Origin of the sequence: Micromonospora zingiberis (assembly GCF_004331455.1) — a bacterium.
Classification (GTDB): domain Bacteria; phylum Actinomycetota; class Actinomycetes; order Mycobacteriales; family Micromonosporaceae; genus Micromonospora; species Micromonospora zingiberis.
In genome coordinates this window covers 95,874-110,641 of sequence record NZ_SJJR01000015.1, presented here as the reverse complement: position 1 = coordinate 110,641, position 14,768 = coordinate 95,874, and the positions used below count along the sequence as shown (strand labels likewise).

Sequence of the window (14,768 nt, the reverse complement as noted above, 5' to 3'; positions counted from 1 at the left end):
GCACATCCTGCCGGAAGGTGACCCGAGCAGGCGCTACGGGAGCCGGCGGCGCGAGGCCGGGAGCGGGCGGAAAGATGGTGTGCCACCAACGGCGCGTCTGCGGCGGCACGCCGGGGCGCACATGGGGGGTTCCAGAGGGTCGAGTGGTCATCAGGCATCCTCGAAATTCAGTGCTTCGACGTCGTTGAGCAGAGCGCACCCGGGCATGACCGGGCGCCAGACGTGCCGCAGTTGGTGATCGAGCCGGCGACGCAACGGGGGGCGCCCGGCCAGCACGAGCCGCAGCAGCGCCAGGACGTGCGCGGCCACCTCGGGCTGGCCGTCCGCGCGGCCGAGCCAGAAGCCGAGCGTCCGCCAGGAGCGGTACGCCGTCTCGGGCATGCTCAGCGCTGTCGCCCAGAGAATCGCCAGGTCATTGGCCGAGATGATGTCGCTACGGGTCAATTCCAGCAGTTCCGGCCAGTGCTCCCGGGGTGGTCGGGCCCAGCGTTCGGCCAGGATCCGCAAGGCCCGCGCGGCGTGCAGCCGCACCTCCCGGTCAGTCGATTCCGTCCACTGCGTGAGGGATTGCACCAGAGCGGCCCCGTGTCCGCCCTGGTAAACCTCGACCAAGCCGCGAACCACCGAGTTGTGCCAGCGTTGCATCCGCCCGGACGCGACCAGCCGAAGCTGCACCAGGGCCGCGTTCGGCCACAGCCGGGCCAGCCCGAGTTCGTGGGCGCGGGCGACGGTGTCGCGCAGGTGTGCCGCCTGACCGTCGGCCCAACTGTCCAACTCGATGCTGACCCGCTGCCGTAGTCGGGGCTGCATCGCAATCGCGACGAGGACGATCGCGGCTGCCTGCCGTACGCTCGCTCGCCGCTCCCGGGCCAGGTCGCGCACAATGTTCAGGGCCGTCTGCACGTCCCGGCCGGCCGACCACCCGATGGCGGCGGCCGCCGCCTGTCGTACGTCCGGCTGGTCCGCGCGCACCATCTCCGCGAGCCAGCCGAGCAGCACCCGGGGCGGCCACCAGTCGGTCCACGCCGCGTCGAGAACAGCGGAGCGGAGTTGCTCGGTACCGGGTGCGAACTGCACCCGGCTACCACCGGTGCTCCACTCCTCGTCGGGCACCACCACTGCGGCGCGTAGCGTCGGCCCGAGCAGGTCGTCGAGGGTGGTGCCACGGAGTCGTACGGCGGCCGGCTGCGCCCTCCCCTCAGCTGGTACCAGCCGATCGGCCGCCGTGCGTATCTCGGTCGCCGGCAATCCGGAGAGAACCGCACAGGACAGCCGGAACGCCCGCACCTGCTCTGCTGACCAGCCCACCGCGAGACCGGCGTCGGCCTGCGGGTCGAGGATCTGCGCGGCACGCTCCCGAAGCTGCCGGGGCAACAGTTGCGCCAGCCGGTCGGTCAGTGACCTGGCTCGGGGCGCCGTCTGCGCGATGGCCTCCACCACGGGAACCACCTCGCGGGGCTGGGGTGCCCCAGCCAGGTACGCCGACAGCAGCGGATGGCGGACGCACTCCTCGTCGACGTACTGTTCCACGCACTCGCCAGCACAGCGATCAGCGCAGAAACCCACGCACCGTCCGGTCAACTCGCGTCGTAGCCGGGTCCGGAACACCTCTGCCGCAGGAGCCGGTCGATGCTCGACGACGTGCCCGGCGAAGTCCTGGACGCGCCGGGAGAAATCGCCAACCAGCAGCAGCGACGTCCCGTTCGTCACGGCCCGGGCGGCCAGCCCCATCAGGGTGTAGCCGTCCAGCGCACGGACGTCCTCGTCGGTGAGCCGCAGCACGTAGCCGCATCCGCCCCGTTGACCCAGTTTCGTCTGGAACAGGTCGGTGAGCTGCTCGACACCGATGACGTTCACCCCGCTCGCGCCGTGCAGGCGAGCCAAGGCGATCACTGCCGAGGTGAAGCGCCCACTTCCCGCCGGGCCGGACAGGCACGCCAGGTGACGCTGCCTCAGGTGGTGATCGAGTTGCTGGTCGCTGCCGGCGGGCGCATAGCCCCACCGCCAGTCCAGCACGGTGGCCTCGCTGAGCGTCTCCGACCAGACCCGGCGCCCGTCCACCGACTCCGTCGCCGCACTGACATTGACCGTGCCGATCGCCACGGCGCCGTGCCCGGTGGCGTTCTGCCCCCGGACGAACATGTCGCCAGCATCGATCCGGGCGCCGCCGAACAGGCCACCGAGCCGGCGCAGCACATCGCCGGAGTCCAGCGAGTCCTCGCGGTCGTCCACCTCGTCCGCCTCGTCGGCCTCATCCGCCCGGTCCGTCGTGGGCGGGGCCGGGTCCGCCTCGCCGTCTGGTGTCCCCTCCTGAGCGGAGTCGATCGGCGAATCACCGGGACGCTCCTGAGTCGGATCGCCGCCGGGCTCGGCGACGGCTGCGGCAGCGCCGGGACGTTCACCGATCACCGGCTGGCTCGGCCGGGATCCGCCTGGTACCCGGGCTGCGGCCGGGTCGACGCCCTCTGCCGTGGATCCGGGGACCGACGCCCGCTCGATGTTGATCATCGATCCACGCCCGGGCGCAGAATCGCGTCGCGACCGATGGAACCGATCGCTATCGCGCCGGGTCCCACGGCGTTCTGGCCGTCGACCCGGATGTCTCCGGTACGAATGCCGCCGCCGGCTGGCGGCTCAGTCGCACGCCTCGTGCCGCCGGGTGCGAGTGGCTCCGGCGGCGCGTCGGGCGGCGTCGCCTCCGCGCCGGGCGACGACTCGTCCCGCCACAAGGTGACGTCCTCGTCCAGGACGCAGAGCCACGCCGGTTCCCGGAACCCCTTGTCCGCGTGAACCACCTCGATCCGCCGGAACCGCTCCGGCCGGATCTCCTCCGGGTATTCGGTCACCACGTCGCGGTAGATGTCGGCGGAGACCACCAGTGCGACCCCCGCGTCGGGAAAGGCCGCCAAGGCTCGGCGTACGGGGGCCGCGTCGCAGAGCCGGCTGACCAGGACGACCGCCTGACCGGGAAAACCGTTGGCCCCGTCAAGGTGCACCATGCCCTGGTGCACCGCCACCCGGAGCCGGATGCGGGCCACCGAAAGGCGGCTGGCGTTGTACTGCCGCAGCCGCCGGTTCAGCTCCGGCAGAAAGCGGCCGATCACCCTCGCCTCGGGAAGCTCCCGCGGCAGGACGGCCAACTCTCCGTCCCCCGCCTGCTGCGTCGTCCAGCCGACGCGGTCCATGCCCACCTCGTCGGCCGCTTCGCGCAGCAGTCGGTGGAAGTCCTGCTGTGCTTCGTACTGCTGGATGTTGCCCCGCCGGCTGTAGCGTTCCATGTCCACGCAGACCAACAGCCGCCGCTCCGGATGTTGCATGTCGTCGCCCTCCTCACCCCGGCCACCAAGGCCGGGCACGAGCGACATCCAACGTCCGTGGGCCCGCCGAGACCCCGTAGAAGTACGGCATCGACGGGATTGTCCGGTAGCGGTCTTCCCGTACCGTGCGGGCATCCCCCATGGGCGTCCACGATGCACTTGTCGTATGTGGAATGTGCCGATCGACGTGCTGCTGGCCTTGGGCCTGGACCCGTACCTGACGCTCGGCCTGCTGCTTGCCTACCTGATCGCGGCGGCACTGTTACGCCGGCAGGGAGCGCCGGTTGCGCGGCTACGCCGAGCATGGCGTACCGCAGTCGGTTGGCTACGCTGCGGGCACTGTCGTCGCTTGAGCAGAGTGGGGGCCTGGATGCGGCGCGAACCACCTCAGAGCCCGGAGTGGCCCTATGGCACGTTCCTGCAACGGCTTGGTCCGCCCGTCCGGGCCGCCCTGCTGGGACTCGGCGTCCGTCGCCAGGTGCCAGCCGGTCAGATCCTGATCCACGAGGGACAACGGCAGACACACCTGGTGCTGATCGAGGAGGGCCTGACAAAGGTCACCGCAGCCCTGCCGGACGGCCGCACCGCACTGCTGTCGCTGCGGGTCGGCGGTGACTTGGTGGGCGAGATGTCGGCGCTCAACGACCGGCCACGCTCGGCGACCGTCACCGCCTGCGGCGCTGCCCGCTACAGCGTGATCAGCTTGGCGCGGTTCCGCGAGTTTCTCAGGGCCAACCCCGACGCCGCGCTCGAACTGGCCGCGATGGTTTCCGACCGGTTGCGCTGGTCGAATCGGAGGCGGATCGACTTCTCCTCGTACCCGGTGCGGATCCGGGTTGCCCGGGTGATCGCTGAGTTGTCCCGTACGCACGGCCGCCAGGCACCCGACGGGGTCGTCATCGACGTACGACTCACCCAGCCGGAACTGGCCTCCATCTGTGGTGCCTCCGAGACGTCGGTCCAGAAAATTCTCCGAGAGCTACGAACCGACGGGCTGGTCGACACCGACTACCGCCGGATGACCGTGCGAGACCTGCCCCGTCTCCAGGAGATCGGGCAGCTCGACGCCGACGAGTGTTAAGAAGGGCCCCTTCCTATGCACGAGGCGTTAAGAAGGAGCCCTTCCTTACACCTCAGGCGCCGCGGAGGGTGGCGCCGACGCGTTCGGTGGCGCGGGCCACCGCGGCGTCGCGGGCGGCGACAGCCTCCTCGACGGTGAGGGTGCGGTCCGGAGCCCGGAAGGTGAGCTTGTAGGCCAGCGACTTGCGGCCGGTCCCCAACTGCTCCGAGGCGTACACGTCGAACAGGCGCACCGATTCCAGCAGCTCACCGGCGCCCTCGGTGAGGGCCTGCTGGACGGCCTGGGCGGGGACCGTGTCGTCGACCACCAGCGCCACGTCGATCAGGGCCGGCGGGAAACCGGAAACCGCGGGCGCGGGCAACACCGGCGCCGCCGGCAACGCGTCCAGGTCCAACTCCATGGCGCTGGTACGCCGGGGCAGTTCCAGCGCCGCCAACACCGCCGGGTGCAGCTCGCCGGCGTGGCCGACCACCGCCCCGTCGACCAGTAGCTGGGCGCAGCGGCCGGGGTGCCAGGGAGCGTACTCGGCGGCCCGCGCCTCGATGCGCTCAGCGGGGATGCCGGCGGCGGCCAGCACCTCACGGCCCGCCTGGACGGCGTCCGCCCAGCCGGCCAGGCGTCCGGCACCCCACCAGCCGGCCGGCTCGATGTCGCCGGTCAGCACCACGGCGACGTGCCGGGGCTGGTGCGGGACCACCGCGTCGGCGGCGGCGAACTCGGCGTCGGTGGGTCGCCGGTCGACCCCCATGGCCGGCGGGCTGCCGGCACCCGGACGCGGGTGGAAGACCACACCGATCTCGTAGAGCGCCAGGTCGCGTAGGCCACGACCGAGGTTGCGCTTCACGATGCCGAGCAGCGGGCCGAGCAGGGTGGTGCGCAGCAACGGCTCCTCGTCGGACAGCGGGTTGGCCACCCGTACGGCCTGGCGGCGCGGGTCGTCGGCGGGCAGACCGAGTTGGTCGGCGAGTCCGGTGGCGACGAACGGGTGTGCCAGCACCTCGACGTAGCCGCGCTCGGCCAGCGTTCGGGACACCGCCCGGTTGCGCCGCTGCTGCGAGGTCAGGCCCCGGCCGGGCGGTGCGGTCGGCAGCAGCGACGGAACCTTGTCGTAGCCGTCGAGGCGGACCACCTCCTCGACCAGGTCGGCCGGGTCGGTCAGGTCGGGCCGCCAGGTCGGCGGGGTGACGCTCAGCGTCTCGGTGTCACCGGCGGCGACACCGACCTCGCCCGGGTCCTCGGTCAGCCGGTCGGTGCCCCGGGTGACGGTGCAGCCGATGTGCTCCAGCAGGGCGACCACCCGTGCCGGCGGATACGCCACGCCGACCCGCTGGCTGGGCAGGTCGACCGGCAGCGGCACCGGGGTACGCGGCGCGACGTGGTCGATGTCCAGCACCTCGTCGCCGACGGTGCCGCCCGCGTACGCGGTGAGCAGCGCGACCGCCCGCTCCAGGGCGACCAGCGGCAGGGCCGGGTCGACACCCCGCTCCCACCGCTTCGCCGCCTCGCTGAACAGCTTGTGCCGGCGAGCGGTGCGCCCGACCATCGCCGGGTCCCAGTGCGCGGCCTCGAAGAGGACGTTGACGGTGCTCGGCAGCACCTCGCTGGTTTCGCCACCCATCACGGCGGCGAGCGAGATCGGCGTGCCGTCGCCGTCTCCGGCGAGCGGGTTCGGCAGGCCGGCGTCGCAGATGACCATGTCCTCGGGGGCGAGGGCACGGGTCACCCCGTCGAGCGTGGTGAGTTTCTCCCCCGGCACGGCCCGGCGGACCACCAGCGGGCCGGCGATGCGGTCGGCGTCGAAGGCGTGCATCGGCTGGCCGAGTTCGAGCATCACGTAGTTGGTGATGTCGACGGGCAGCGAGATGCTGCGGATGCCGGCGATGGTGAGTCGCTGCTGCATCCAGTCCGGCGTCTGCGCCGTCGGGTCGACGCCGCGCACCATCCGGGCGGCGAACCGGTCGCAGCCGACCGGGTCGCGGACCTCCACCGGGTAGGCCGGGGCGGCGGTGCCGGGTGCCGTGGCGGCCCGGCCCGGATCCTGGAAGCCCACTCCGAGGGCGTGTGCCAGTTCCCGGGCGAGTCCGCGCAGCGACATCTGGTAGCCCCGGTCGGGGGTGACCTCCACCTCGACGACGACGTCGTCGAGGCCGACCACCGGCCGCGCGTCGTCGCCGGGCTTGGCGACGACGTGCTCGGGCAGCACCAGGATGCCGGAGTGGTCGTCGCCCAGGCCCAACTCCTTCGCGGAGCAGATCATGCCGTGGGAGTTACGCCCGTACGTCTTACGGGCGCCGATCGCGAAGCCGCCGGGCAGCACCCCACCGGGCAGGATCACCACGACCCGGTCGCCGGGGGCGAAGTTGCGCGCCCCGCAGACGATCTCCTGCGGTTCGCCGGTGCCGTTGGCGGCGCCCACGTTCACCCGGCAGAACCGGATCGGCTTCTTGAAGCCGGTCAACTCCTCGATTTCGAGGACCTCGCCGACCACCAACTGGCCGGTGACCGTGGCGGACAGGTCCACGATGGACTCGACCTCGATGCCCAGGTCGACCAGGGACCGCTCCAGCGCACTGGCGGGCAGGTCGGGGAGGTCGACGTACTCCCGCAACCAACTGACAGAAACTCGCATGACTCGTTACCACCGTCTCCGTAACTCGCGCGCCCGCACTAAGCCCCGTTGCCGAACGCCCGGGTGAACCGGACGTCACCCTCGACCATGTCCCGCATGTCGCCCACCCCGTGCCGGAACATCACGGTGCGGTCGATGCCCATGCCGAAGGCGAATCCGGAGTAGACCTCCGGGTCGATGCCGCAGGCCCGCAACACCCGGGGGTTGACCATGCCGCAGCCGCCCCACTCGACCCACTGCGGACCCTTGCGGTGCTCTGGGAACCAGACGTCGAACTCCGCGGACGGCTCGGTGAACGGGAAGTAGTGCGGCCGGAACCGGGTCTTCGCGCCCTCACCGAACATCGCCCGAGCGAAGTGGTCGAGCGTGCCGCGCAGGTGGGCCATGGTGATGCCCTTGTCCACCACCAGGCCCTCGACCTGGTAGAAGACCGGGGAGTGGGTGGCGTCCAACTCGTCGGTGCGGTAGACCCGGCCGGGCACGACCACGTAGATCGGCGGCTTGCGGGTCAGCATGGTGCGCGCCTGCACCGGCGAGGTGTGGGTGCGCAGCACCAACCCCGACTCCTCGGCGGGTGCGATGTGGAAGGTGTCCATCAGGCCACGGGCCGGATGGTCGGCGGGGATGTTGAGCGCGTCGAAGTTCGTCCACTCCAGCTCGACCTCGGGCCCCTCGGCCACCTCGTAGCCCATCCCGATGAACAGGTCGCTGATCTGCTCCATCAGTACCGTGATGGGGTGCCGGGAGCCACGCGGGCGCCGGTCGTAGGGCAGCGTCACGTCGACGCGTTCGGCGACCAGGACCCGCTGCGCCTGTTCGCGGTCGAGCACCTCGGCCCGGGCGGCGTGGGCCTGCTCGATGCTGCGGCGGGCCTCGTTGACCCGTTTGCCGGCGTCGGCCTTGGCGGCCGGCGGCAGCGCGCCGATCTCCCGGCGGGCCAGCGAGACCGGTGCGCGGTCGCCGAGGTGCGCCGGGCGTACCGCGGCCAGGGCGTCGGGGTCACCGGCGGCGGCGAACGCCTTCTCGGCCTCGGTCACGGCGTCGGCCAGGGCGGCCGGGTCGAGCAGGGCGACCTGCTTCGGGTCGTACGGATCGTTGCGGTAGGTCATGGCGTACGGGCACTCCTCACGGCGGCGCCAGCCCTCACGGGCGGCGAAGCGAGTCTACGGACGCGCGGCTGCGCCGCAGCCCGCCGGTGGGAGTTGTGCGAGAGCAGGTCAGGCCCGCCGCCCGCCGACACCGGCGGGCTGGCTAAACATGCGCCGTGGTGCGTCCACCATGGGAGCCGCTCTCCTCGTGCTCGGCGCGTGACCTCACGTCAGCGCTGTGCTCTCGCCGAAGCGTACAGGCAGACGGCTGCGGCCGCAGCCAGGTTGAGGCTCTCGGCCCGCCCGTGCAGCGGCACCCGGACCCGGGCGTCGGCGGCCTCGGCCAGCTCGCCGGGGAGCCCGTGCGCCTCGGAGCCGAACAGCCAGGCGGTGGGTGCGGCCAGCCGGCCGACGTCGGCCAACTCGTCCAGGTCCGCCTCGCCGTAGCCGCTGGCGGCGAGCACGACCAGACCGGCAGCCCGCGCCGCGGCGACCACCGCCGCCGGGTCACGCTCGCGCACCACGTCGACGTGGAACAGGCTGCCGGCCGACGCGCGTACGCACTTGCCGTTGTACGGGTCGACCGTCTCCCCGGCGAAGACCACCGCCGCGGCGCCGGCCGCGTCGGCGGTACGCAGCACGGTGCCGGCATTGCCCGGGTCACGGATCCCGGCGAGCACGGCGACCAGCCGCGGGTGGCGGGCCAGGGCCGCCGCCAGCGGCACGTCGAGGTGCTGGCAGACGGCGACGAGCCCCTGCGGGGCGACGGTCTCGGCGAGCGCCGCCAGGGCCTCGTCGGTCACCTCGGAGACGGGTACGTCGGCGCCGGCGGCGGTCGCCGCCAGGTCGGCGTACCGGTCGAGCGCGTCGGGCGTACCGAACAGCTCCACCACGGTTCGGGGGCGACTCAGCGCCTCGCGGACCGCCTGCGGTCCCTCGGCCAGGAACCGGCCGGTGGCCTCGCGTTCGCGGCGGCGTTGCAGCCGGCGGGCGGCGACCACCCGGGGCGTACGCGGCGTGAAGGGCATGGTGTCCTCACCACACACGCGCGAGGCGCCCCCCTCGTCGAGGGACGCCTCGCTGCGCTGTGCGGGGATCAGGCGGCCTGGGCCGGCGCGCCGCCGGTGCCCTCGGCCTTGACCGCGGCCCGGGCCAGCTCGACGATCGCCGCGAACGCGGGAGCGTCGTTGACGGCCAGGTCGGCCAGGATCTTGCGGTCGACCTCGATGCCGGCCAGGCGCAGGCCCTGGATCAGCCGGTTGTAGGTCATCCCGTTGGCGCGGGCACCCGCGTTGATCCGCTGGATCCACAACTGCCGGAAGTCGCCCTTGCGGTCGCGACGGTCCCGGTAGGCGTACTGCATCGAGTGCAGCACCTGCTCCTTGGCCTTGCGGTACAGCCGGGAGCGCTGACCGCGGTAGCCGCTCGCGGTCTCCAGCAGGGTACGGCGCTTCTTCTGGGCGTTCACAGCCCGCTTGACGCGTGCCATCTCAACTCCTTCTTGGGCTCAGGTGGCGCGCGTCAGCGGCCGAGCAGCTTCTTGAGGCGCTTGACGTCGGACTTGGCCGCTTCGACCAGGCCCGTCAGCCGCCGGGTACGGGTGGAGGGCTTCTTCTCCAGGTTGTGGCGCAGACCGGCCTGCTGCTTCATGATCTTGCCCTTGCCGGTTACGCGGACCCGCTTGCCCGTCCCCGTGTGGCTCTTCATCTTCGGCATGTGGAACGTCTTCTCCCCTGTTACTGGCCGCTGGTGTCAGCGGTCGTGCCGGTCTCCCCGGCTGCTGCGCTCTCACTGGCCGCAGACTCGGCGGCCACCGCGGTGGCGGGCTCCTCCGCGGTCCGCTCCCGGGGTCCACCACGGGACGCCGTGGCGGCGACCGCGGACGCCTTCACGGCCCGGTGCGGAGCGAGAACCATGATCATGTTTCGGCCGTCCTGCTTCGGAGCGGACTCGACGTATCCCAATTCCGTGATCTCGGACTCGAGTCGGCGCAGGAGCCGGTAGCCCAGCTCCGGGCGACTCTGCTCGCGACCGCGGAACATGATCGTCACCTTGACCTTGTCGCCGGCCTTGAGGAACCGCACCACGTGACCCTTCTTGGTCTCGTAGTCGTGCGGATCGATCTTCGGCCGGAGCTTCATCTCCTTGATGACGGTCTGCTGCTGGTTACGCCGCGCTTCGCGCGCCTTCAGTGCGCTCTCGTACTTGAACTTGCCGAAGTCCATGAGCTTGCACACCGGCGGGCGCGCCATCGGCGCAACCTCGACCAGGTCCAGATCGACGTCCGCGGCCAGCTGAAGGGCGCGCTCCAGCGGGACGATGCCCACCTGCTCACCCTCGGGGCCGACCAGTCGGACCTCACGTGCCCGGATCTGCTCGTTCACGCGTGGTTCGACGCTGATGGGGCCTCCTCGAGTCGGTATCTTCATGCGGGGCCGACCCCCGCGGCCCCCGGTGGGAGCCGACTCGGAAAGCAGAAGGCCCCGGCGCATGCCAGGGCCCGCTCGACCGGTCGGCACGATCACAGGATCGCGCATCCGGAACCGGGACGTGCCCGGAACTGGGGACCGGACCCGGCCACCGCAGTCGGCGACTCGGGTGGGAGCAGGCGCTCCACTTTCGTGGCCGCCCGCGCAACGCGGACAGCCTGGTCGACTCGACCACACTACACCCTCGGTAACGCGCCCCCAAACCGACCCACCCCCTCCGACCCGCCCCTCCTGGATTGCCCTCCCCCGCACCCTGCCCCTGCCCGCCCTGCCCCTGCCCTGCCCTGCACCCGTCCGTACCATGCCCTGCCCATGCCGTGCCCTGCCCATGCCGTGCCCTGCCCCGCCCGTGCCCTGCCCTGCCCTGCCCCGCACTGTGCGACGAACGGTGACGCGGGTACCCGCCCTGTCGAGCTGAACCGCCGACGCCATCACCAAGAGCGAATACCTGACGATCCGTTGACGCCCTCAGCTCGACAGCGACCGACGACCCGGCGACCGAGCGACCCGGCAACCCGGCGACCCTGCGACCCGGCGACCGAGCAACCCGGCAACCCGGCAACCCGGCGACCCTGCGACCCGGCGACCGAGCGACCCGGCGACCGGCGACCCGGAGGATGGACTATCCGGCGCGACGGTCCGCCTACGCCGTGTCGAGCAGCCTGCCCCCAGCGTCCAACGCGCGTCGACCGGCCGAGAGGTGGCCGACAATAGGCCACCGCAGTGGCTGGCAGCCGCAATTGGCCGCACAGCCGGCACTAGGTTCTGTCTCGCGGATCTTGGTACGAAACGGCCCCCATGACGGCCGTCTCGTACCAAGATCCGCGGCTAGGACCGGGTCGCCCGGCGGTGTCGGCCAGGAGGCCGAACAGCGTCGTTGGACCGAGGCGTGGACGAGCAACGCAGCCAGGTCGAACGCGGCCTCAACGGCGCAAGCACTGGCGCGACCAAGCGGCCAGGTACGACATACTCGGTACCCACTTCCACGCCTTGCTCGACTCGTCAAACTTCGATCGGTCTACCCGCCGTCCCGACCATCAAGATCCGCGAGACAGAACCTAGGCGGCCAGGCCAGGAGCGGCCAGGCCAGAAACCGAGATGGGAACGGCCAGGCCAAGAACAGCCGAGACGGCTGCGGCCGAGCCAGAAGCTGCCGGACTAGCGAGCTGCCGAGCAAGGGCCGCCGAGGCAGGAACTGCCGGACTAGGAGAGCTGTCGGGGCAGCAGCTGCCCGAGCAGGAGCTGTCGGGGCAGGAGCTGTCGGGGCAGGAGCTGTCGGGGCAGGAGCTGTCGGGGCAGGAGCTGCCCGAATAGGAGTGTCGGGGCGTATGGAGGGGACGGGTCAGCGGGCGGCGCGTTCGGTGGCGGCGGCCAGGTGCGCCTGGTGCAGGCGGCGGAGGGCACGGACGCCGTCGACGGCGAGCTGCTTGTCGGCGGCTTGGAGGGCGACCATGGGCAGCAGGTCGTCGTCGTGGAGTTCCAGGGCCGCCCACGGGGCGCCACGGTCGAAGCGGATGCCGCGTACGACCTCCCAGGGCAGCTCGTACGAGCCGATGATGTTGCGGACCCGGATGCCGCGGGCGTCCGCCTCGACCCGGGGGCGGGTGAACAGCAGCGTGCCGAGGGCGAACAGGACACCGAGCCCGATCATGGCGAACTGGTCACCGCGCTGGAAGGTGCCGTAGCCGTTGCCGGTGGGGCCGGTCAGCGTGGTGGCGATCAGGGTGAACACGACGACCAGGACGGCCGCCGAGATCCAGCAGACCAGCCGGATGCGGTGCGGTCGCAGGCGGATCTGCCCGATGCCGTCCGCCGGCTCGCGCTCGCCGGTGCCGGCACTGGCCTGCGTCGCGTCCCGCCGCTCACTCATGTCCCCAGTTTGCCATCCGGTCCCGGCGGGCCGTCCGGCGCCACACGGACCGCGCCATCGTCCGAGAGCGAATCGGACAACGACCGGCCGGACGGCGGCGGCGGGACCGGTGTGGAAGGTGGGGTGCCGGTGGCCGGGGCGCTGGCGGTGGCGGCGGCGGCGGTGGCGGCGGCGCTGGCGGTGGCGGCGGCGCTGGCGGCGCGGGAGCCGCGGCCGGCGACCAGCACGGCGAGCAGGGTGAGCAGGGCGCCGGCCAGCACCGGTAGCCGGGCGCCGGGACCCTGCGGCAGCAGCACGTCCAGGAGCAGGGCGCCGACGAGTTGACCGCCGACGAGGGCCAGGCCGGTGCGCAGGACGCCGGCTGCCCGTACGCCGATCACCAGGGCGGCGACGATGCCGACGCCGAGCAGGCCGCCGGTGTAGAGGTGCCAGCCGTCGGGCCAGCGGATCGGCGGGCCGGTGAACGCGCCGGCCAGCGCCGCGACGAGCAGCACGGCCGGCGTACTGACGACGAAGTTGACCGCGACCCCGGCGGCGGCCGAGCCGGCGGCGGAGAGCCGGCCGTTGAGGGCGGCCTGCAAGGCCACGCCGGCGCCACCGGCCACCGCCAGCAGGAGCACGCCGACGGCCAGGTCACCGACGGGCCGACCGGTCTGGGCCAGGGCCACCGCGGCCACCCCGAGCAGTGCCCCGGCCACCCGGGGCACGGTGAGCGGCAGCCGGCCCACCGGAGCCAGGCCGGCCCGGTCCGACGCCAGCCCGCCGAGGCTGCTCCCGGCGACCTGGGCGATGGTGAACACCGCCACCCCCAGCACCGGCACGGCGTACGCGGCGAGCACCACGATGGCCGCCCCACCCAACCCGCCGAGGTACGACCACCAGGGCAGCCGGGCCCGCCGTAGGGCGGCGAGCCCGGTCCGCATCGACGGCAGTGCCAACAACCCGACCAGGACCAGCAGGCTCCCGCCGAGATTGTTGACGACCGCACCCAGCGTGGCGTTGCCGACCCGCTGCCCCAGCTCGGCGTTGACCGCGCCCTGCGCGGCGGACGCGACGCCGCCGAGAGTGACCAGGGTGAGGGCGAGCGCGGCCGGCGTCCGCCTCACAGCCGGCAGGCGTGGATGTTGGTGACCAGGATCGCCCGGGCGCCCAGCTCGTACAGCTCGTCCATGATCCGGTGTACGTCGTCGCGGAGCACCATGGCCTGCACCGCCACCCAGCCCTCGCGGTGCAGCGGTGAGACGGTGGGCGACTCGATGCCCGGGGTCAGCGAGCTGGCCCGGTCCAGCAGGCCGGCCGGCACGTCGTAGGCGAGCATCACGTACCGGCGGGCCACCAGCACCCCGTGCAGCCGGCGCAGCAGCTGCTCGGCCTGCGGGTGCGACGCCGCGCCGGCCCGGCGCACCAGCACCGCCGAGGAACGCAGCAGCGGCTCACCGAAGACCACCAGGCCGGCCTGGCGTAGCGTCGCGCCGGTCTCGACCACGTCGGCCACCACGTCGGCCACGCCCAGGCGGATGGCGTTCTCCACCGCGCCGTCCAGGCGGATCACCTCGGCCTTGACGCCCAGCTCGGTGAGGTGCCGCTCGACCAGCCCCGGGTACGCGGTGGCGATCCGGTGCCCGCCCAGCTCCCGTACGTCGTCGATGTCGTCCGGCCGGGCGGCGAAGCGGAAGGTGGCCCGACCGAAGTTCAGGTCGACCACCTCCTCGGCCGGCGCGCCGGAGTCGATCAGCAGGTCCCGGCCGGTGATCCCGACGTCCAGGTCACCGGAGCCGACGTAGGTGGCGATGTCCTTCGGACGAAGGTAGAAGAATTCGAGGTCGTTGGCCTCGTCCCGGCAGACCAGGTCCTTCGGGTCGGTGCGCTGGCGGTAGCCGGCCTCGCGCAGCATCTGGGCGGCCGATTCGGCCAGGGCACCCTTGTTGGGTACGGCGACACGCAGCATGACGGAGTGCTCCTTCGATCGGGTGACGGGTCGACGGCGGGGCACTCAGAGATGTCGGTAGACGTCCTTCAGTTCCAGACCGCTGGCGAGCATCAGCACCTGGACCTGGTAGAGCAGCTGGGAGATCTCCTCGGCGGTGCGTTCTGGCCCCTCGTGCTCGGCGGCCATCCACGACTCGGCGGCCTCCTCGACCACCTTCTTGCCGATGAAGTGCACCCCCTTCTCCAGCGCGGCGACCGTGCCCGAGCCGGGGGTGCCGGCTGCGGCCTTGGCCGTCAGCTCGGCGAACAACTCCTCGAACGTCTTCACGGAATCGGATTCTCCCAGTCGCCCTCGGTCGTGGCGT

13 protein-coding genes are annotated in these 14,768 nt (G+C 72.1%); 1 reads left to right on the top strand and 12 read right to left on the bottom strand.

Going from position 1 to position 14,768, the window contains the following annotated elements; all coding sequences use genetic code 11:
• Positions 1–150 precede the first annotated feature (150 nt).
• Together E0H26_RS20710 and E0H26_RS20705 are read right to left on the bottom strand one after the other, a co-directional pair.
• The gene (locus E0H26_RS20710; RefSeq protein WP_131306228.1) at positions 151–2,508 is read right to left on the bottom strand and encodes a hypothetical protein; all 2,358 of its coding nucleotides are present in this window, start codon (positions 2,506–2,508) and stop codon (positions 151–153) included.
• A complete protein-coding gene (locus E0H26_RS20705; protein WP_240742280.1) occupies positions 2,505–3,365 on the bottom strand; it encodes a hypothetical protein in 861 nt (286 codons plus the stop codon). The genes E0H26_RS20710 and E0H26_RS20705 overlap by 4 nt, the downstream gene beginning before the upstream one ends.
• Before the next feature lie 118 nt (positions 3,366–3,483).
• Between E0H26_RS20705 and E0H26_RS20700 the strand changes: the two genes are divergently transcribed.
• Complete coding sequence (locus E0H26_RS20700; protein WP_131306226.1) at positions 3,484–4,398, top strand: Crp/Fnr family transcriptional regulator; 915 nt, start codon at positions 3,484–3,486, stop codon at positions 4,396–4,398.
• Between the two features lie 52 nt (positions 4,399–4,450).
• On the opposite strand, the gene pheT is transcribed toward E0H26_RS20700, so the two are convergent.
• From pheT to E0H26_RS20650, 10 genes are all read right to left on the bottom strand, one after another.
• On the bottom strand, positions 4,451–7,027 hold the full coding sequence (gene pheT, locus E0H26_RS20695; RefSeq protein ID WP_131306223.1) for a phenylalanine--tRNA ligase subunit beta: 2,577 nt from the start codon (positions 7,025–7,027) through the stop codon (positions 4,451–4,453).
• Between the two features lie 38 nt (positions 7,028–7,065).
• The gene (gene pheS / locus E0H26_RS20690) at positions 7,066–8,136 is read right to left on the bottom strand and encodes a phenylalanine--tRNA ligase subunit alpha (protein ID WP_131306220.1); all 1,071 of its coding nucleotides are present in this window, start codon (positions 8,134–8,136) and stop codon (positions 7,066–7,068) included.
• A 209-nt stretch (positions 8,137–8,345) separates the two neighbouring features.
• On the bottom strand, positions 8,346–9,143 hold the full coding sequence (locus tag E0H26_RS20685) for a TrmH family RNA methyltransferase (protein WP_131306217.1): 798 nt from the start codon (positions 9,141–9,143) through the stop codon (positions 8,346–8,348).
• A 68-nt stretch (positions 9,144–9,211) separates the two neighbouring features.
• Positions 9,212–9,604 (bottom strand): 50S ribosomal protein L20, encoded by a 393-nt coding sequence (rplT, locus tag E0H26_RS20680; protein WP_131306214.1) that lies wholly within the window; start codon positions 9,602–9,604, stop codon positions 9,212–9,214.
• 32 nt (positions 9,605–9,636) lie between these two features.
• Positions 9,637–9,831 carry a 50S ribosomal protein L35 gene (gene rpmI, locus E0H26_RS20675; RefSeq protein ID WP_111212973.1) on the bottom strand — a complete coding sequence of 65 codons (195 nt, stop codon included), beginning with the start codon at positions 9,829–9,831 and terminating at the stop codon, positions 9,637–9,639.
• A gap of 20 nt (positions 9,832–9,851) precedes the next feature.
• Positions 9,852–10,499, bottom strand: a complete 648-nt coding sequence (infC, locus tag E0H26_RS20670; RefSeq protein ID WP_131306212.1) for a translation initiation factor IF-3 — start codon at positions 10,497–10,499, stop codon at positions 9,852–9,854.
• Between the two features lie 1,447 nt (positions 10,500–11,946).
• Positions 11,947–12,474, bottom strand: coding sequence for a PH domain-containing protein (locus E0H26_RS20665; protein ID WP_240742279.1), 528 nt, complete (start codon positions 12,472–12,474; stop codon positions 11,947–11,949).
• Entirely contained in the window at positions 12,471–13,580 is a 1,110-nt protein-coding gene (locus E0H26_RS20660; RefSeq protein ID WP_131306209.1) for a DMT family transporter, read from the bottom strand. The genes E0H26_RS20665 and E0H26_RS20660 overlap by 4 nt, the downstream gene beginning before the upstream one ends.
• The gene (hisG, locus tag E0H26_RS20655) at positions 13,577–14,422 is read right to left on the bottom strand and encodes an ATP phosphoribosyltransferase (protein WP_131306206.1); all 846 of its coding nucleotides are present in this window, start codon (positions 14,420–14,422) and stop codon (positions 13,577–13,579) included. The genes E0H26_RS20660 and hisG overlap by 4 nt, the downstream gene beginning before the upstream one ends.
• Before the next feature lie 45 nt (positions 14,423–14,467).
• Positions 14,468–14,731, bottom strand: coding sequence for a phosphoribosyl-ATP diphosphatase (locus tag E0H26_RS20650; protein ID WP_131306203.1), 264 nt, complete (start codon positions 14,729–14,731; stop codon positions 14,468–14,470).
• Positions 14,732–14,768 lie beyond the last annotated feature (37 nt).